A 20248-nucleotide genomic window follows, 5' to 3' on the forward strand; every position below is an offset into this window, starting at 1 on the left:
TGGGGGCACTTACATGCGATTCACCAGCGTCAGATTAAACAGACAGTTTTTGTCGATCTTAACAGTCACGTTCTCTCTGCTCGTGATATCGGTCAGTCAGACCTCAGCCGGTGACTGGCTGCATGACTTTGACGCCGCTCTGAAACAGGCCCAGGAAAAAGACATGCCGCTGCTGCTGCATTTCCACGCTTCCTGGTGTGGTCCCTGTCATCAGATGGATCAGACCGTTTTACGAACCGCCGCCGTCAAGAATCTGTTCGGTAAACGCGTGATTGGTGTTAAAATCGACAGTGATCAGCATCGCCATCTCGTCGATCGCTTTAACGTCCGCTCTCTACCCAGTGATATCCTGTTGACTCCCACCGGAACGATTATCACCCGCACCGATGGCTTTCAGAACCAGAATGTATACCTGAGTTTTCTGGGACGTGGTGCTTCCCGTTACGAAAAAGATCGTCGCGTTTACCTGGCCCAGAAGAGCAAACAGGAACTGATGGAACGCAAGCGACAGGCAGAACAGCAGCAGGTGGAACCTGAAACAGAACCGGAACCGCAGGAAACTAACAAAACATACGTCGCTACAAATCCTGAAAGAATCGGCCTGGAAGGTTACAGCCCGATCGCGCTGACCCGGGATCGCAAATGGAAAAAAGGACAGGAAGAGTTCAGCTGGCCTTACCAGGGGATTACCTATCAAATGGCAAGTCGAACCGAGCTGGAAATCTTCAAAGCCGATCCGGGACGTTATGCCCCTCAATTACTGGGCTGTGACCCCGTGATTCTAAACAAACAGGATCGCGCCATCCCCGGCGACACCAAATACGGTGCCTATTACGATCATAACCTGTACCTGTTTGTCGATCTGGAATCACGTGAAGAGTTCAAACAGAATCCGGACCGTTACAGCCGCACCATGCATGTGCTTAAAATTGAACAGGTGGGTGGCAGCCTATTACGCTGATCGGCATTTATTTCGTATTCGCCGGTTTCTTCGCGGGTTCTGCTTTCTGAGTTTCCAGGGGCATGGGAGCCGCTTTATCTCCTGACGATTTCTGGAACTCCTGCAGACGCTGGCGATAACGGTCGTACAACCGGGTCTGTTTACTTGCAGGTGGCATAAGAGTACCACCAACACAGACTGCCTTGATGTGTGACGTCTGCTGCAAAGGCGAACCGTCAGTGATTATCAGATTCGCCAGTTTGCCTTTGGTCAAAGAGCCAACCTGATCCTCGATCCCCAGTACTTCCGCTGCAGAAAGGGTCACCGAGCGAATCGCGGCCTGTTCCGGTAGTCCATAAGCGACCGCCATCGCAGCTTCAAACGGAGTATTCCGTGAATTCCAGGCACTGTGCGACCGAATGCAGAATGGAACGCCGGCCTCATACAGATGGGCTGGATTGGTATAGGGGGCATCAAAGGGGTCATAATCTTCCTCAGGTCGGTGCATCACCGGTCCCACAATGACTGGTACCTTTCTCGCCTTCAGTTCTTTGGTCAGTTTCCAGGCATCAGCACCACCAGAAATTATGATTTTCAGTTTTTCTTCGTCCGCGAAGAGTAACGCTCCGGCTATCGCTTCGCGCGAATTGGCCTCGATAATAACCGGTTTCTTACCATCCAGATAAGGCAGCAGCGCTTCATACCGTGGGTCAGTCACAGGACGCCGCGACGCATCAGTTTGGGTCTGTGATTTCAGTTTCTGATACAGGCGTGCCTGTTTCACAAAGTCTTTGAGCTCATCCTGTCGCTCCTGTTTGGTAGACCAGTTGATCTGCAGCCCCGCTTCCAACTGCATGACCATTTCGGGAGCGGTCCAGCCGGCTGTCTGGACGATCGAAGTCTGTCCGGCAATCAGCCCGGAATGCGGGCAAACCAGGACAGTGGTAATTCCCCCCGCCCGGGCGACCGGGAAGAGTTCAGAATCCGGATTGACCGCTACACCGGTGCGCAGATCCGGTTGCAGATCGCCACTCTCGGCATAATCACGGGTCTCTCTGACTTTGTCGATTTCGGTCAGCCCCAGCGTGGTCCCGGTATCAATCATGCCCGGATAAACATGAAGTCCCTTGGCATCAATGACCGGAAGATTTTTAAACAGCGTTGTTGACGGCCCCACATATTTAATCTTCTGATTTCGGACAATCAGGGTTCCCGACGGAATCATCTCGCGATCAATAGGGTGCAGTGTCGCCCCCACAATTGCAAATTCCCTCACCTCAGCCGACGGTAATTTCAGTGGTTCCTCATCCCGTTCCACAATCACAGTCCGGGAATGCTCGGACCGTTTTTCCGCTGCCTTGGACATGGCCGTCGGCTGCTGTTTACGATCGAAGTAAACTTCCCCCTCGATAATAGTCATCTCGCAGCGGGTATAAGCATTCAGGGGATGTCCGTTGAAAACAGCGAAATCGCCATCCTTGCCGATCTCGATCGATCCGATCTGCTGGTCCAGTCCCAGTTCCCGGGCTGGATTGATCGTGATCGTCCGCAGGGCATCGTTGAATGACATATTTCCATAGCGAACCGTCTTCGCTGCTTCGACGTACAGATGACGGATCAGTTCCCAGTCATCACTCTTGATTACAGTATTGATCCCCGCCTCATTCAGCAGTGCCGCATTATGCGGTACTGCATCAAAGGCTTCTACTTTGTAGGCCCACCAGTCGGAAAACGTACTGCAACTGGCTCCGTGGGCCAGAATCTCCGGTGCGATTTTATACCCTTCCAGCACATGCTGCAGCGACCAGACCCGGATACCGAGATTAGAGGCGACACGGAGCAGCATCAGGATTTCATCGGCCCGATAACAGTGTGAGTGGATGAATTTTTCGTGATTGACGATATCCGCCAAAGCTTCAAGCCGCAGATCCCGGCGGGGAGGCAGTTGTTTCAGTTTCGGATTGGCCTGTTTCGCACGCTGATACTGCTGCCATTGTCGGCGGTAATCGACGGCTTCCAGAAACGCCCGTTGCAGCGTTGCTTCCACTCCCATCCGGGTATTGGGAAAACGTGATGTCCGATACTTCACATTCTCTCCCAACGCGAATTTCACTCCCTGAGGGGCATCATGCAGGATATGTTCCCGAGCCGTCTTGCCGTGTTTCAGCTTGACCACTGCATCCTGACCGCCGATGACATTCGCTGATCCGTGGAACAGTCGTGCTGCCGTCACTCCACCAGCTAAGGCCCGGTACTCAGAAGGATCAGCGGTGTTGACGACATCTCGCACGCGAACTTCTGGAACGATGGACTGAGAATATTCGTTGATCCCCTCAGTAATCATGATGTGACTGTGCGTATCAATAATCCCCGGCATCACATACATCCCGGTAACGTCGATCTCCGTCGTTCCCGCAGGTGCTTTCAAGTCAGCTCCGATGGCGATGATCTTTCCATTTTTCACCAGGACTGATGCATGCGGGAGTGTCTTTCCGGTAACCGTAATGACCGTTCCGTTTTTGAGCAGTAGATTCCCACCTGTCGAGGGATAGCGGCTGATCCGGTCTGACTCCAGTTCGGTGTCAAACTGGTGCCGACTGGCGTCGGATTCGGTGGTAGAATCGGCTTGAGGTTTTTCAGCTATCAGCACCTCTGAATCGGCTGTGGAGAAGGGCAGGTCGTCGTCATCTGTCCCTTCGAGAGAGAGCTGAATTGGATTATCAGCGGCGGGTTTACTTTTCTCTGCCTTACGAACCGCAGACCAGCTTGTCTCTGTTCCGAAAGCCGACTTGAGTTTCCCTGCCAGTTTCGAAGGTTGCTTTTCAGCGCCCAGGTCACCATTGAACTGCAGTTCGATCGAATGTTCGCCAGCCCCGATGGCAACTGTGAGTGTGACTTTGTCTTTTTCAATTTTGCCCGCGGTGACTTTGCCATTCCCTTTTTCACTGGTGAAGGTCCCACGCAGAGAGGTTCGGTCCTGGGCCAGTTTCAACTCGCCGATCACTTTTCCCTGGGCTGAATTGATTTCGACTCCCCAGTTACCTGCCAGGTCAACGGTGACAGGCTTGTCTTTCATTTCAGTTGGCGTTTTGGTCGGCTCTTTCTTTTCTTCTTTCTCTTTTTCAGTGAAGTCCAGTTTGAGCCCGTCGACAAACAGGTAGCGTACTTTGGAATCACTCTCTTCCCAGGGAGCGGACATCACGATCAGTTGCGCCAGTTTCCCTTTTTCGATCGTCCCCAGCCGCTGTTCAATCCCCAGAATCCGGGCGGCATCTACCGTTAAACAGCGCAGTGCCTCATCTGCTGCAAAACCCGCTTTCACAGCTATTCTTAATTGCGGTACGATATCAGAAACATGCTTCTTTAACTTTTCCGAAGTGAAGGCAACCGGCAATCCACTCTCTGCCAGTTGGGAAAGTCCCCGAATCCGTGCCTGCCAGAGCCTGAGTTTCTCCTGCTGGACGCGCAGTGGATCAGTAAACTCAGTTGTCAGTTTGTCGGATTGGCTCTCTTCCTTGATCTTGGGCTTCTCGGCAAAATCGAGCTGGCAGATGACCCCCTGTGAGTCTTTCTTTAAACGATCCAGGCAGAGATGCGCTTCCTCAGCCCCCAGAATAACAGGCTTAATCTTGACTTCCTGACAGAAATCCAATGCCCGCAGAATCTGGTCCCGTGTATTGGCTGCAAAGACCGGGATCTGCTTTCCATTGAGTGTTTCCAGCAGAGCAACATAGGTGGCATCAGTCGGTGGACGCTTCACAAAGGCTTTCTGATCCTGGTAGAGCTTCCAGTGTTTCTCGTAGTGCCGGGCATCCAGGCACGACTGGCGCAGATGAGCTACAGCGCCCATCAGAGTCGTCGGATAGACATCACCATGCGGCGCGTAGAGCCGAAATGATCCGACAGTGGTCTTCAGCAATGTTGCTTCTCTGACAGGTAATTCGCTGGTCGAAAGCAGTGTCCCCTGACCGCTGGCGATCTTTCCGAGAGGAAGTACATGCACCGACGTGAAGCCGGCCTTTTGATAATCAGAAAAGTTGTTCTTTTTACGGGTAATGGCCTGATTCGCCAGAAACTCGGGACTGAGATAGTTCCGGTTATCGGGACGGGTCGCTGCCAGCGCATACCGACCGAAATCGACTTTCCGTTCCTCAGGTTTGGGATGCTTGACCTCTTTATCCAGCAGACCACTGGAGGCAGCATCGATAAAGCCAGCGTAGATCTGCATTCCCTGGCAATCAACGACTTCTGCATCCCCGGGAATGGCCACTTCAGTTCCCACGGCTTCGATCAGTCCGTCTCGAATCAGAACCGTTGCATTTTTTAACACTGTCCCCGGTTGAGTCACTACCGTGGCGTGAGTCAAAGCAAAGACCTGAGGCTGAAACCCCGGTTGGCGTTCGACTTGCGCCTGAACCGGAAGCGTCACAGCAAGAATGCAGACCAGGAACAGTTGTTTCAACCATTTAAAGTATTGCATGTCGATTCCATACAGCGAAAAACAGGCAGGGTACACAGCAAAGCTGTTACTTAAGAGAGCCTTCACTGTAGCAGGCAGGGCAACTGCTGAGAATAGGGAAACCCTGTCGATCAGGCAGGAAAACCCGTAATTTCAAACTGGTGCAGGGGGCCTGGAAGGTTCATTTCTTAGATTTCTGAGGAAACAGTCGTTTTTCGCGGATCTGTTCGTACTCTGTGGTATCCCAGACGGGACCTTCCTGCTGGACCGCGGCATACTTTTGAACCAGTTTTTTCTGCATTGCTTTCAGGCGATCCTGTTCCTGCCAGGCCAGGTTATGCTGTTCGCTGATGTCCTGTTTGAGGTTATAGAGTTCGAATTTGGTCAGCTTTGCGTTTTTGATGATCTGCTGCGAAATCGAGTTCACATTGTTTCCCAGAGGAAGAATCCCCTCAGGGCCGCTCCAGTGGGCGACTACTTTCCAGTCTCCTTCACGCATCGCCACCCGCGGCGTACTGTAAGCTCGATAGTAATTCCAGAACAGAGGAGTGGTTCTCTCAATCGACTTTCCCGAAAACAGGGGCAACAGGTTGGTCCCGTCCAACGGTCGCTCCCGAGGCAACGGGACATTCGCCATCGCGCAGAACGTGGGCAGCAGGTCCACGCTACAGACGGGGGTGTGATTTTCCTGGCCAGGGGCAATGTGTCCGGGCCAGCGGATGATCCCGGGAACCCGAATCCCACCTTCATAAATGTGAAGTTTCATACCCCGCAGAACCCCCGGCGATCCCCAGGAACGGCGAGATCCTTTTCCATAGCGATTCAACGTTTCCGGACCGTTATCTGAGGTAAAGAATACGAACGTGTCATCCGCGAGCTTCAAATCATCGAGTGTCTTCATCAATCGGCCAACCGCTGCATCCATGTTGGCAACATTCGCAAAGTATTGAGCCTGGTCTTCGTAAATGCTTTCATCCAGATATTGCTTGACCAGTTCCGGGGGCGAGGCGACCCGCTCATGTGGTTCATGAAAGCAGACATGCAGGAAAAACGGTTTCTCTTTGTCGCGTTGACCTTTGAGCCATTGAATCCCTTCGTCAGCCACGATCTGGCAGGAAAATCCTTCAATCTCTCCTACCGGTTTCCCATTCCTGACGAAATTTACCGGATTCTCGTGAGTGGGAATCGCATTGTTCTGAGTACTGAACCAGTGCCGAAAACCATGATCGCCGGGTTGAGGCTGCTCACTGGAATTAAACAGACCATTGCAGTGCCATTTCCCTACATGGGCCGTATCATACCCCGCCTGCTGCAACAATTGTGCGATCGTAGTCTCTTCCCGCTTCAGATGCATCGGATGCCCCTCGGGAATCCAGTCGTAAACGCCCAGTCGATTTGGAGTTCGTCCCGTCAGCAGTCCCGCCCGGGAGGGAGAACAGACCGGGGCACTGGCATAGCAGTCGGTCAGCCGCATGCCCTGCGAGGCCAACTGGTTGAGGTTTGGTGTTTTAATATGAGGGTGCCCATAACAGGCCAGATCGCCATAGCCGAGGTCATCGCACAAGATGATGAGAATGTTCGGCTGTTTTTTGTGATGTTGTTCTGCAGCCTGAATCTGCAAGCTGAACAGGAAGATCGCAACGAAAAATAGTGAGGCGCTTTTTATTTTCATTCTGCTGAACCCGTATGGTAGGATTGAACCTGGTTGAATTACTCAAAACAAGGAATGTTACTGTTATCATGTACGATCCCGGAACATGTCGCAATTCTGATTCGCAGGATTGTGAGTTCAGAGACCGGAAAAGAATTCACGCCGCGCGTGGATAATCTTCATTCGTATCAGGGGTGTTTTATATCGGATCGCAGTAGAATCGGAGAGAGATTCAGGAACGTCCCCCACACTAAAACGGCTTTCCACCATCTGAAATTGTCAGGGCCCCTCAAGAATATCCAGAGGAATCAGTTATTGTGAACTTTTATCAAGCACTCATCCTTCCCCTCATCCTGGGACTGTCTGCGACGCTGGTGTCTGCAGACGATACATCTTCAGCACCTGTATCAAAAGATTCCCGGAAGAAAATTGTCCTGATCGCGGGCCCCAAAAGCCATGGCCCGGTGGGGAACGGAATTCACGATTATCCCTGGTCGGTCAAACTGCTCAAAGTCATGCTGGACAACTCCAACATCAAAGACCAGATCCGTGTGGAATACCATCTTGACGGTTGGCCGGAGAACCCGGAGACACTGAATGACGCGGACACCATCATGGTGATCTCAGATGGCCGGGACGGCGAAAAATTTACTGAAGCCCCGCACTTCGCCAGCCAGGACCACCTGAATCAGATCCAACGTCAAATCGACAGGGGCTGTGGATTCCTGACGTTTCATTTCTCCACGTTCGCACCAGACCAGTATGCCAAACAGATTCTGGACTGGTCGGGGGGATTTTTTGACTGGGAAGAGAACGGCGTCCGAAACTGGTATTCAGCTATAAAAACCATCGAGGCCCCGGTGCAGATACCTCATCCGGATCACCCGATCTGTCGTGGCGTCAAACCGTTTGAAATGCGCGAAGAGTTCTATTTCAATCTCCGCTTTCAACAGAATGATCCGCATCTGGTCCCCTTGCTCGAGGTTCCCGAACTGAAAGGGAGAGCAGAGCAGGGCAATGTCGTCGCCTGGGCGAAAGAACGTGCGAACGGCGGCAGGGGATTTGGAACCACCTGTGGTCACTTTTATGACAACTGGCAGAATGCAGCCTTTCGCAAATTCATTCTGAATGCCATCGCCTGGACCGCACAGACCGAAATTCCGGCTACCGGAGTCCAGGCACGTTACTACACTCATGCTGAAATCACCTCAGCTCTCTCGGGAGTGAAGGGAACAGCACCCGCGACCTTCGACGATCAACCGATCCGGGTATTGATGTTTGCTGGAAACGAAGCACACGCCTGGCATAACTGGAAAAAAACAACCCCGGTTATCAAAAAACTGCTGGAGCAGGATCCCCGTATTAAGGTTGAGATTTCCAATGACATCGAAGACCTCTCGCGCAAATCGTTGCAGGATTACCAGGTGATCGTGCAAAACTATACCAACTGGCATGACAAAACACCCCTGAGTCCGGCATCGCAAACCGCTTTCATGAACTACCTTCAGCAGGGTGGGGGTTTGATCCTGATCCACTTCGCCAATGGTGCATTTCATTTTTCACTTCCCAAAGCAGGTGCGTCCGACTGGCCGGAATACCGCAAGATTGTCAGGCGGGTCTGGAATCATTACGGGAAAGGGGAGCAGAAAAGCGGACATGACGCGTTCGGAAACTTTGAAGTCCAGATCACAGACGACACACAACCTCTGACACGCAACCTGCAGAACTTCCCCGTGACCGATGAACTCTATTTCCGTCAGGATGGGACAGAACCGGTCGAGCCTCTCATCACCGCCAAATCCAAAGTCACGAAAAAAAATGAACCGCTGGCATGGACTTATCATTACGGCAAGGGACGTATCTTCCAGACGCTGCTGGGGCACAGCGAAAAGACGTATGATTCTTTTGAAGCCTGTGAAATGCTGCGACGTGCCACCGCGTGGGCCGCCAATCGCCCCATCCACGAATTCAAACGCCCTCCCCAGGCCCCGGTCGAGAAAAAGTCGGCGGCACTGCTCCCACTCGGTAAATGGGGGAAGGCTCTCAACACGAACGCAGGATCGATTGTCCTCCCGTCAGAAACTCTCAAAAACCAGAAACCCATCAGTGCGGACTGCTGGGTCAAATTGAACTCAAAGTCCGGTTTCAATGTCTTCCTGGCTTCCAGTAAGAAAAGCAATCCTGCTCACTGGGAAATGTATTCCTATGCTCGCAGTGGTTTTTTCAGTGTCTATCTGCCCGGTCAGGGAGGCGAGTACAAAACCAGAGTCAACATCTGCGACCAGAAATGGCATTACGTCGGTATGATCCTGGAAGACAGCCGGATCCGACTGTTTGTTGATGGAAAAAAAGAACTGGATTCTCCACTGCCTCCCCCCAAACAGGCAAATGTGAGCTCCGGTAATCTGCGGATCGGTGGCCTGGTGGAAAAGACGCTCGCAAGCGACGGACTGCTCGACGAACTGCGAATCTCGAAAGGAACACGCGATTTAACGCAGGTCCCCCAAGCCCCTTTAAAAGCGGATGCAGAAACTCTGATCCTCTTCTCGCTCGATGAGCTCACTAAAGACCTGGGCACGAAGGAGTCAGTCTCGAATAAATTGATTCCCCTGGAAACCAGAACACAGGTTTCCAGGTCTACTCCAGTTAAAAAAAAAGAGACCAGAGATCATTGGGGAAAAGAATCGGTCGGTTTCGACCAGCCGGTTCAGGCTACCGAAGACAACCGCTGGCAGCAGACGGAGATCGGCAACTGGCTAGCCAGTATCGTCCCTCTCCCGACGGGCCCGGTCAAAAAGGGACTCTCGATTCGGGTAGGGGACCAGAGAGAGGGCACCATCTGTTACGATACCCAAAATTGCAAAGTTCGTGGCATCTGGTCTGGCGGATTCCTGAAACCGTCTCCGGCGCGCTTTGGCCTGATCCAGGCCCCGGCCCCGCAAGGAACCATGCACTTCTCAACACAGGAAGGCCCTGGCTGGAACCCTGACCAACCCTGTCGCTTTCTGGGGTCACACGTCAATCGAAATCGTGTCACCCTGGAATATCTGGTGGGAGAGACAACCATCTATGAATCTCCCTGGCTCCAGAACAGTTCCGGCCAAACCTGCTTTACACGTTCATTTGAAATCGGACCGGGTTCTCAAAGTCTGCAACTGTACGTCGCAGATGGCCGGCAGGTCAAACCGGTTTCAGACAGCAACCACCAGTTCATTTCAACCGGCCCCCAAAATGCTTTTATCATCGGTTGCACTGGCTGGGATCAGATTCAGTCAAAAATGATTTCAGCAGGAAAGTCTCAATCGGCGGTATTCGAGATCCCCCCTCGCAAAGCCACGCAGCGATTCACCATCTTCTACCAGACCAATACATCAGGAAACCCGCGACTGGATATTGCGACTCCCACACTGACTCCCCCCTCTTTACAGCCGCTCTTAATCCCGGGGCCCACACACTGGAACGAGCCACTGATCACACAGGGCGTTCTCAGCCAGGCAGAGGATGCCTATGTCATCGATACGATCACCATTCCGTTTGACAATCCCTATCGGGCCCTCTTTTTTGTCAGTGGTCATGATTTCCTGGAGAATGGTGACCTGGCTGTCGCCACGGTTCACGGCGATGTCTGGCTGGTCAAAGGCGTCGACCACGATCTGAAGCAACTCAAATGGAAACGATTCGCCACCGGCCTGTTTCAACCCCTGGGCCTGAAAGTGGTGCAGAACAAAATCCATGTGCTGGGGCGGGATCAGATTACGATCCTGCATGATCAGAACCTGGATGATGAAGCGGATTTTTATGAATGCTTTCACAATCAATACCCCACCTCTCCCGGTGGGCACGACTACGTCACCTGCCTGGAAACCGACTCCTTCGGTAATTTCTATTTTCTGCACGCCCAGCGGGGAGTGATGCAGGTCACTCCCAATGGCCGGCAGTTGAACGTCGTTGCTTCCGGATTTCGTAATCCGAACGGCATGGGAATCGGCCCCAGAAACATCATCACCGCCTCACCTCAGGAAGGGAACTGGACGCCGGCCTCAAATGTCACTGAGGTCAAACAGGGAGGTTACTATGGATATGGCGGCCCACGCATCACAGCAGACCGCCCCCTGGGCTATGATCGGCCATTGTGCTGGATTCCCCGTCTGCAGGATAACTCGAGCGGCGGTCAGGTCTGGGTCACCAGTCAGCAGTGGGGACCACTGCAAGGGCAGTTGCTGCATCTCTCTTACGGTCAGAGCAAACTGCTGCTAACACTCCGCGAGGTCATCCAGGGGCAGTCACAGGGGGGCACATTAACGCTACCGTTGAATTTTGATTCGGGCATCATGCGCGGAAGATTTAACCCCCGGGATGGACAGCTCTACGTCAGCGGAATGAAAGGCTGGGTCACCAATGCGGTCCGGGATGGATGCCTGCAACGGGTGCGTTACACCGGCCAACCTGTTGATCTTCCGACCGCCGTCAAGACGATGCAGAATGGAATCGCTCTGACATTCACAAACCCTTTGGAACGAAATGCAGCAGAAAATCCGGATAATTATGCGATCGAACAGTGGAATTATCTCTGGTCGCAAAACTATGGATCGCCAGAATACCGTGTCTCCGCCCCTCAGGTCGAGGGCCGTGATGAAGTAGAAGTCCTTTCTGCAACCTTACTGCCCGACCAACGTACCGTCTTCCTGGAACTCCCGTCTGTAAAACCAGTGATGCAGATGGGCATTTCTTACCATCTCTCTTCTGTAACCGGCAGGAATTTGAAACAGACTTACTATCACACGATCAATGCCGTATCCAGTCAGAAAATGGATTCGGAACAATTGACCCGACGCAAGAAAAGTCGACTGCTGACACTCACACAACGCCAGCAGTTAAAACCGGGTATCCTCTGGAAGTTCAAACAACAGCATCCCCAATCAACTGTCGACTCCGACGCACGCTCTGCCAGAATGCTGGCTCTCTCGGTCGACGCAGATCGGCCTGCAACACCCTTCCTGAAACCCGGTCCATTTTCTGCCACAGCGGAAGGTTTCCTGCGCGTCCCCCTGTCCGGAGAGTATTATTTCAGCCTGGAAGGAATCGGGGAGTGCCGCCTGACCATCAATCAAAAAACAATCCTGCAATCAGAGAAAACGGACTTTAAGAAACTGGCTCCTGCTGCCATCAAACTTGAAAAGGGCTATAACCAGCTTCGTCTGGACTATCAGAGTCCTCTCGAAGGTCCAGCCCGGTTGCGCCTCCTCTGGAAAGGGGCCCAGTTCGCAACCGAACCCGTTCCCCCCACCATTTTGACCCACATGGGAAATGATCCACTCATCCTGAAAATGCAACAGGTCAGAGCAGGGCGGGAATTATTCGCCAGCTATCGGTGTCTCTCCTGCCATACCGTCGAGTCCGAACGGTCGGGGGTCCGGCTCTTTGTCTCAGAAAACCATCCTTTCTCTCATGACGCTGCAATCATGCCTGAGTTAAACCAGTCCCCACCTGAGCTGGTGAATATCGGCAATCGGGTCAGCAAACGCTGGCTGTTTCACTGGCTGCGGAATCCGCACAGCTTGAAACCAGAGGCTCGTATGCCACACTTGCTGGGGGATCCCGATTCGAAACAGGCGGTACAGCAGGCAGCGGATTTAACCGCCTGGTTTGTGTCTCAGGCTACTCAACCGATGCGTCCGTCCTCATCAGCTGCCTTCAACTTCGAAACGATCGATCCTGAACAGCTCATCCAAACTGGCGCTCAACATTACGAAGAACTGGGCTGCATCAATTGCCATCATTTTGAAACAGACCCTACCCAGGCTGACGACTACCAGCGACGCTCACTGGCTCTGATCAAACGCAAATTCAGTTTTTCTCAACTGGCTCGCTTTCTACAAACACCACATGCGCATCACCGCTGGAGCCGGATGCCTGATTTTCAATTGACGTCAACAGAAGCTGCGGGCCTGGCTGCCTATCTGATCGACAGTTCGCAAGGCAAAATCCCCAATGCGATGATTCCTCCCGCTGGATCTGCAGCACGCGGGAGGCAGTTGTATTTCGAAACCCTGGGTTGTGCCCGCTGCCATGGTCCCTTACAGGAAAACCGCAAGTTGCAGACGGTCAAACGGACTCCGCTCCCTCTCCGGAATCTCTCTACAGGTTGCCTGGCTGATTCGCACAAGGCCGATTCCCGGACACCACATTTCCAACTCAGTGCCTTCGAGAAGGAAGCAATCAGAAGTTTACTGAGATTCGGGACGGATTCACTGGCGCAGCACAACGACTCTGAAATCTCAACCCGATGGACGCGGGCATTGAACTGTGCTGCCTGTCATCATCGTGATGCAGACTCCAGTCCCCGTGGAATAATTGTCGTTGAGGAAGGCGCATCCGGACTGCCCCCCGCACCGCTGCCTTCTTTGACCTGGGCGGGAGAAAAATTGAAACCGGACTGGCTGCAGTCCTTCATTGCCGGCGAACTCAAATGGAGACCTCGTCCCTGGCTGAAATCCCGGATGCCTCACTTTCCAGCTCATGCACAACTCCTGACCGCCGGTCTGAGAGCAGAACATGGACTGTCTCCGCAAACGCCGCCAGATTCAAGCAGAGAACAGAAACCGGAAACAGCCCCCCAGCTGCAATTGGGCCGGCAATTGATCAACAAACAAGCCCTCGACTGTCGGCAGTGCCATGGCATTGGTGATCAATATCCTTCCGGAGATGACAAGACCAGGATCGCTCCCGGAATCAACTTTGTACATATTCGGGAGCGACTGACTCCCGAGTATTATCACCGGTTTGTATTGGATCCACCCCGGTTTGATATTTCGACGAAAATGCCCAAACTGTCTGCGGACGGTCAAACCACAAAAATTTCCACGATTCTGAACGGTAATGCTGATCGGCAGTTCCAGGCGATCTGGCAATATATTCAGAGCCTCCAGGAACCGCCACGCGACTTCCGACTGAAACCGGCCCCCAACGATAAAAAATCCGATTAATCCCAGGTGCCTTTTGAGGGCAGGTTGTTAAAATTCTTCCGGCATCTGTTTTTGACTGTGACTTGTAATCAGGATTGCCTTTCAATGCCGCGGTATATTCGCACGGTACATGGTTCCCGGGACTCTTCTCTCAAGCTGCGTCTGGTGGTAGCAGCAGGAATTGCCTTATTCTCGTTGATTTCGTTTCTGATGAAATCGGATGTGAATGAAATCACGGGAGAAAGCCAACATGTTGCGCTGACCGAACAACAGGAAATCGCATTGGGATTACAGGCCCTCCCGGCCATCCTGGACCAGCACCATGGCGAGCATCCGGACCGGGAAGCCCAGGCATATGTCGACCGGGTTGGTGAGAAACTGCTGGCCAGTTTGAACGCCTCTTTACGCAAACAGGGGCGCAGTAACCCCTATCGCTTTGACTTTCACCTGCTCAACGACAATCAGGTCATCAATGCCTTTGCTTTGCCCGGCGGCCAGATTTTTATTACCGCGGGACTCTTCAGACAACTGGAGACAGAAGGCCAGCTGGCAGGTGTGCTGGGTCATGAAATGGGGCATGTCCTTTCCCGACACGGTGCACAACATATGGCTCAGCAGGAATTCACTCAGGGGCTGGTGGGCGCTGCCGGTGTCGCAGGCGGGGATGCCAGCAGTGCCCGGATGGCACAAATGATCGGCTCGATGATCAACATGAAATACAGTCGCAGTGATGAACTGGAATCCGACCGCTGGGGAATTAAACTGATGGTCATGGCTGGCTATGATCCTTATGCGATGACGGGGGTCATGGAAATCCTGCAACGCGCGGCTGGAGGAGGGAGGCAACCAGAAATTTTCAGCACCCACCCCGATCCGGGAAACCGGAGTCAACGTATCCGAGACTTCATCCAACGGACCTGGCCACAGGGTCTCCCGGCCAACCTGGAACCTTAAAACCAGTTGAAACAACGAGCGCCCGCTCCCTGGTCCGCTTCAGGTTCCCCGGACAGACTGAACAAAACATTCACCAGAAACAGAATAGTCAATTGACTTTAGATGGGGATAAGTTATGATGTTAATAGAACAGGCTTGCGATACGATTAGTATTGACGCTGTAAGAAGGTTTTGATAAACACTACTTACTAAGCAATCTCTGGTAAGCCGTTTTTCACTGAGGATCTCTCCCGCTTTTGAGATCAGTTTTCTAATGCCCAGTGTTTTGTAATTCACTGGTAACCTATTTGCTTTAAAGTGAGTTGAGTCGTTTCCAGCGGGCCACCAGTTCCTCAACAGCACTATTTCCTGAATCAATTCAGGAGACGCTTTTCTTGAAAGTAACTTCTCTTTCATAGATGCACTTAAAGATACGTTGAGTATCTGCCCCCGTTGCAGAACAGCCAGACATTCTGCCGGTCTTCTGTAAGACGAATCTGTAAGATTTGAGCCTGACATTTTTGTTAGCGATTGAGCCGGCTCAAGGATTGGATCTGTTTTTCTACTTCAATCCTGTGCTGTCTGCGGACGAAATAAATTGACTTTATTTGACGATTAAAACATTTAAAAGTTCCGTATTAGCAACCATTTATCGGTTGACGGAGCGTGTTTGAAACGATTGAATTTCTAGTATCAGTTTTTGACCATAATTTTTGCCTGAAAGGATATCGGCAAGACGATCACCTAAACAGTGGCTTGAGCTGACAGGCATTCCAAGTTCCCTGTTCTCAACGCCAGGGTTTCATCGCTTTCAGTTTAAAAAGTGATGACCCTCCTTATCCGGGAAGATACAGGCCAAGACGGCCGAGTCCTCAAGCGGGCGAACGATTTCCCTGTGTGAATCTTTCTTCATGAGATTAAGACCGGGCCAGCTTCGTATGCGATGGCCCATGTCGGTTTCCGCTGAATTAAGAATCGGCACATTCAGAAGAATGCCAGCAGCTTTTCAGTCTCCCTGTAGGCTTCGCGCTGTCAATGATCTGTTTTTAAACCATGAATCGAACGCGTCGTATCATGTTTGTGCCGTAGTTGTGTCTCAAATTACTTCGTTACTTCTTTATAAGCATTTGGTGTTTCTGTATGGCTGCAAAGAGTTCTGAAACTTCAGACAAACCAAAATCTACCCGTCGAAAAACTACCAGGACACGCAAAAAAGCGGAAAAACCTGCCGAGGACACTTTTGAACAAAGTGAGACTGAATCACTGCAAGATGAATACCATCGCAAAGCAGAAGACAACCTCGAACTTTTCGAAAACTCTCACTCTTCCACTGAAGCAGAAACTGAAAGAGAACATGAAAACATGTCGGATTTCCCTGCTGATTCCATAGACGACGAACAAAGCTCCAACCAGACAGATAATGACCGCTCCGGAGATAAATCCGGAGGGAATCGCCGCCGTCGGAGACGACGAAGAAAATCAGACAGCCCCAGCCCCCAGGGACGACAGGGGCAGGGTGGCAACAACCGTGGCCGCTCCGGAGGAAACCGGGGTAACCGTTCCCGCTCCGGTAATAACAGGTCGCAACAGCGGCGCAGTCGCTCCACTTCATCTTCATCGGCTGCCAGTGAGAACATCACCGGCACCATTGAAGGAGTTCTGGAACTGCATCCCAAGGATTATGGTTTCATCCGAGATCCCAAGGTCAACTACAAGGCACAGGATTCTGACGCTTTCGTTTCCAGTTCATTGATCGAGAAACACAATCTGCGAGCAGGAATCCTCATCAAAGGCGAAGTCGGTCCCGGCACCAGAGGTCAGGGGCCCCGCCTGAAAAGTATTGAATCGATTGATGGTCGTACCATCGAAGAATACATGGAAATCAAATCCTTCGATGAACTGACCCCCATTAACCCCTTCGAGCAGATCAAACTGGAAACGGGTCCGATGCCAATTACGATGCGGGTGATGGATCTTCTGACTCCCATCGGCAAAGGTCAGCGCGCACTGGTTGTCGCACCTCCACGAACCGGTAAAACCATGCTGCTGCAGGATATCGCTGAGGCAGTCAGTAAGAATCATCCGGAAATCCGGCTCATGGTCCTGCTCATCGACGAACGGCCTGAAGAAGTCACTGAAATGCAACGCTCGATCAAAGGCGAAGTCATTTCCTCTTCCATGGACCGGGATGTCGAGAGCCACGTCCGCACCAGCCAGCTCATCTTCGAGCGTGGCAAGCGTCTGGCGGAAGCTGGCGAAGATGCATTTATTCTGCTGGACAGTATTACCCGGACGGCACGTGCTTTCAACAAATGGGTTGGGAACACCGGTCGCACCATGAGTGGTGGTCTGGATGTCAAAGCGATGGACATTCCCAAGAAAATGTTCGGTACCGCCCGCCGCTTCGACGAAGGTGGTTCACTGACCGTTCTGGGTACCGCCCTGATCGATACCGGAAGCCGGATGGATGAAGTCATTTTCCAGGAATTCAAGGGAACCGGTAACATGGAAATGGTCCTCAGCCGGGAACTTTCCGACCGCCGTATTTTCCCCGCGATTGACATCACCCTTTCCGGGACGCGTCGTGAAGAAAAGATTCTTGCACCGGAAGTGCTCGAAGGTGTGACCATGCTTCGCAGAAGCCTGATCTCATTAAACCCTGTGGAAGCCATGGAGCAGTTGAGCAGTACGCTCAAGAAGTTCCCCACGAACAAGGAGTTTCTGGAAAAGATCCGGGCGATCCTCTAAGTGACCAGCAGACCCCTGGCGATCTAACCCGATTTGCAATCGGGAAAGCTGTCGCAGACTGGATTGAAATCCAAATTCTTCAAGCCAATACACGAGGCGATAAAGGATTTTGCTGGTGAACGCTGCTGATCCCGAGTCACACCAATCCGGGTTTCACAGTTCGGAAGCTTCCGGGCAACCAGTTGAGTCCCCTCAACGTCCGCATGGTTATCTTCGACTGGTCGTGTTTGTGACGCTGGCTGTGGTCATCGGACTGGGATACTATTTTTCCCGGGATCGACTGACACTGGAATATTTCGCCACGCAGGAAAGCCTCTGGAAACAATTTGCCAGCCAGCATCCGGTTCTGATCTATCTGATCGCCTATCTGATCTATGCGGGGATCACGGGGCTTTCCTTACCGGGAGCAGTTCCGCTGACACTCACCTATGGCTGGTTTTTCGGATTCTGGCAAGGATTGATCCTGGTCAGTTTTGCTTCAACGACAGGGGCTACACTGGCTTTCTTAACAAGTCGCTACCTGTTCCGGGCCTCTATCGAATCCCGTTACGGAGAAAAGTTCCAGCAGATCAATCAGCAGTTCGAAAAAGAGGGCGCATTCTACCTCTTTTTCATGCGGCTCGTAGTGGCGTTCCCTTTTTTTCTGATCAATGTCGTGATGGGACTGACTACAATTCGGACCTGGACCTACTGGTGGGTCAGCCAGATCGGCATGCTTCCTGGGACGGCTGTCTTTGTTTACGCTGGAACCAGTTTTCCGACTCTGCAGAAGCTGTCAGAACAAGGGGCAACAGGCATCCTGACGCCTCAACTCATCGTCGCTTTTGTTTTACTGGGAACCTTTCCACTCCTGATCAATAAAATTGCCACTTATTTTCATAAGCGTACTTGATTCATTCATCTTGGCCCCCAGTGAGACCAGCATGTTCGATCCCATCCAGATTGCTCCCGATGATGACTTCAATCAGGAACTGGTCAGACAGGTTCATCCTCCCGACTGGACCAATCCCACTCCCGATGGTCGCTATAATCTGGTTGTCATCGGAGCCGGCACTGCAGGGCTCGTGACAGCAGCGGGTGCGGCAGGCCTGGGGGCTAAAGTTGCGTTAATCGAACGACAGCTGATGGGGGGGGATTGCCTGAATACAGGCTGCGTTCCCTCGAAAGCTATCATTCGCTCTGCCAGAGTATTCCAGTCCCTCTTAAATTCGCAGGACCTGGGAATCGAAATCAATCCGCAAACAGCCTCAATCAATTTCAGTCAGGTCATGCAGCGAATGCGTAAACTGAGGGCCCAAATCAGTCAGCACGATTCGGCCCGCCGATTTCAGGATCTGGGGGTTGACGTTTTTCTGGGGGAAGGGAAATTTCTCGATCGCCAGACAATCGAAGTCAGCCAGCAGAAACTGACATTCAAAAAAGCCGTCATCACAACCGGAGCACGTGCTGCCGTCCCCGAAATTCCTGGAATCAAGGAAACCGGTTATCTGACGAATGAAAGCGTCTTTTCACTGACAGAACTACCAGCCAGACTGGCTGTGATTGGTGGAGGTCCCATCGGCTGTGAACTGGCCCAGACCTTTGCCCGCCTGGGTTCCACAGTCACTCTCATTCACTCTCACTCTCAACTCCTGCCCCGGGAAGATCCGGACGCCGCTCAACTGATTCAACGTCAACTGGAAGCAGATGGTGTCAAACTGTTCTTGAATGCAAAGACAACTCATAGCACCCGAATTGAGCGGGAAAAACAGCTGACCATCGCATCAGAAAGCCAAACCATTAAGCTACATGTGGATGAAATCCTGGTCGCAGCTGGACGCGCCCCTAATGTTGAAGGTCTCAATCTGGAACGTGCCGGTGTCGAATACGATTCGCATTCCGGTATTTTCGTCAATGACTACCTGCAGACAACAAACTCACAGATCTATGGTGCTGGCGATATCTGCTCCCGCTACCAGTTCACCCACAACGCCGATTTTCAGGCGCGGATCGTCATCGGGAACGCGCTGTTTCTGGGGAGAAGCAAAACCAGCCGACTCCTGATTCCATGGTGCACTTATACTGATCCGGAGATTGCCCATGTCGGAATCTCCGAACACGAAGCCCGTTCGACAGGCATTGCCATTCATACTTTTATCCAGAAGCTGGAGAGCGTCGACAGAGCGATACTGGATGGCGAATCCAATGGATTTGTGAAGATTCATGTCAAACAGGGAACCGATCAGATTCTAGGAGCCACAATTGTAGCCGCGCATGCCGGTGACCTGATTTCCGAAATCACACTGGCAATGCAAACCGGCACGGGACTCAAAAGAATTGCCAGCGTCATTCATCCCTATCCGACCCAGGCAGATGCAATCCGAAAAATCGGTGACCAGTTTAATCGCACCCGCCTGAGCCCTTTTCTGAAATCGTTGTTGAGCAAATGGCTGAAGTGGACACGCTAAACCATTCTCCTGTGGAATCATTCCAGAAAGGAGTCAGAAATGAAACCTGCCATTTGTAGAACTCACCCCTACCGGCTACTCTATGGGTAAAGATCTTCGTTTATC

8 protein-coding genes are annotated in these 20248 nt (G+C 52.1%); 6 read left to right on the forward strand and 2 right to left on the reverse strand.

What is annotated here, in order from left to right:
* The first annotated feature begins 49 nt into the window (after nt 1-49).
* Nucleotides 50-961: a thioredoxin family protein gene (locus Enr10x_RS12250; protein ID WP_197996514.1), complete on the forward strand. Its 912-nt coding sequence runs from the start codon at nt 50-52 to the stop codon at nt 959-961.
* 7 nt (nt 962-968) lie between these two features.
* Here the strand turns inward: Enr10x_RS12250 and Enr10x_RS12255 are convergent, their stop codons facing one another.
* Together Enr10x_RS12255 and Enr10x_RS12260 are read right to left on the reverse strand one after the other, a co-directional pair.
* Nucleotides 969-5420, reverse strand: coding sequence for an amidohydrolase family protein (locus Enr10x_RS12255; RefSeq protein WP_145107400.1), 4452 nt, complete (start codon nt 5418-5420; stop codon nt 969-971).
* A gap of 160 nt (nt 5421-5580) precedes the next feature.
* Nucleotides 5581-7071: a sulfatase family protein gene (locus Enr10x_RS12260; RefSeq protein WP_145107399.1), complete on the reverse strand. Its 1491-nt coding sequence runs from the start codon at nt 7069-7071 to the stop codon at nt 5581-5583.
* A gap of 296 nt (nt 7072-7367) precedes the next feature.
* On the opposite strand from Enr10x_RS12260, the gene Enr10x_RS12265 reads away from it, so the two are divergent.
* From Enr10x_RS12265 to Enr10x_RS12285, 5 genes are all read left to right on the forward strand, one after another.
* Complete coding sequence (locus Enr10x_RS12265) at nt 7368-14036, forward strand: ThuA domain-containing protein (protein WP_145449385.1); 6669 nt, start codon at nt 7368-7370, stop codon at nt 14034-14036.
* A gap of 84 nt (nt 14037-14120) precedes the next feature.
* Nucleotides 14121-14969: a M48 family metalloprotease gene (locus Enr10x_RS12270; protein ID WP_145449386.1), complete on the forward strand. Its 849-nt coding sequence runs from the start codon at nt 14121-14123 to the stop codon at nt 14967-14969.
* Between the two features lie 1341 nt (nt 14970-16310).
* Nucleotides 16311-17696 carry a transcription termination factor Rho gene (gene rho / locus Enr10x_RS12275; protein ID WP_145449389.1) on the forward strand — a complete coding sequence of 462 codons (1386 nt, stop codon included), beginning with the start codon at nt 16311-16313 and terminating at the stop codon, nt 17694-17696.
* A 115-nt stretch (nt 17697-17811) separates the two neighbouring features.
* Nucleotides 17812-18588: a TVP38/TMEM64 family protein gene (locus Enr10x_RS12280; protein ID WP_232093354.1), complete on the forward strand. Its 777-nt coding sequence runs from the start codon at nt 17812-17814 to the stop codon at nt 18586-18588.
* Nucleotides 18589-18619: 31 nt separating this feature from the next.
* Nucleotides 18620-20143: a mercuric reductase gene (locus Enr10x_RS12285; protein ID WP_145449395.1), complete on the forward strand. Its 1524-nt coding sequence runs from the start codon at nt 18620-18622 to the stop codon at nt 20141-20143.
* Nucleotides 20144-20248: the final 105 nt, after the last annotated feature.

The organism is Gimesia panareensis, assembly GCF_007748155.1.
GTDB lineage: Bacteria > Planctomycetota > Planctomycetia > Planctomycetales > Planctomycetaceae > Gimesia > Gimesia panareensis.

What these genes read in the sequence shown, in the direction of transcription:
- Enr10x_RS12255 (WP_145107400.1), bottom strand. Translation starts at nt 5,420, where the DNA reads ATGCAATACTTTAAATGGTTGAAACAACTGTTCCTGGTCTGCATTCTT.
- Enr10x_RS12260 (WP_145107399.1), bottom strand. Translation starts at nt 7,071, where the DNA reads ATGAAAATAAAAAGCGCCTCACTATTTTTCGTTGCGATCTTCCTGTTC.
- Enr10x_RS12270 (WP_145449386.1), top strand. Translation starts at nt 14,121, where the DNA reads ATGCCGCGGTATATTCGCACGGTACATGGTTCCCGGGACTCTTCTCTC.
- rho (WP_145449389.1), top strand. Translation starts at nt 16,311, where the DNA reads ATGTCGGATTTCCCTGCTGATTCCATAGACGACGAACAAAGCTCCAAC.
- Enr10x_RS12285 (WP_145449395.1), top strand. Translation starts at nt 18,620, where the DNA reads ATGTTCGATCCCATCCAGATTGCTCCCGATGATGACTTCAATCAGGAA.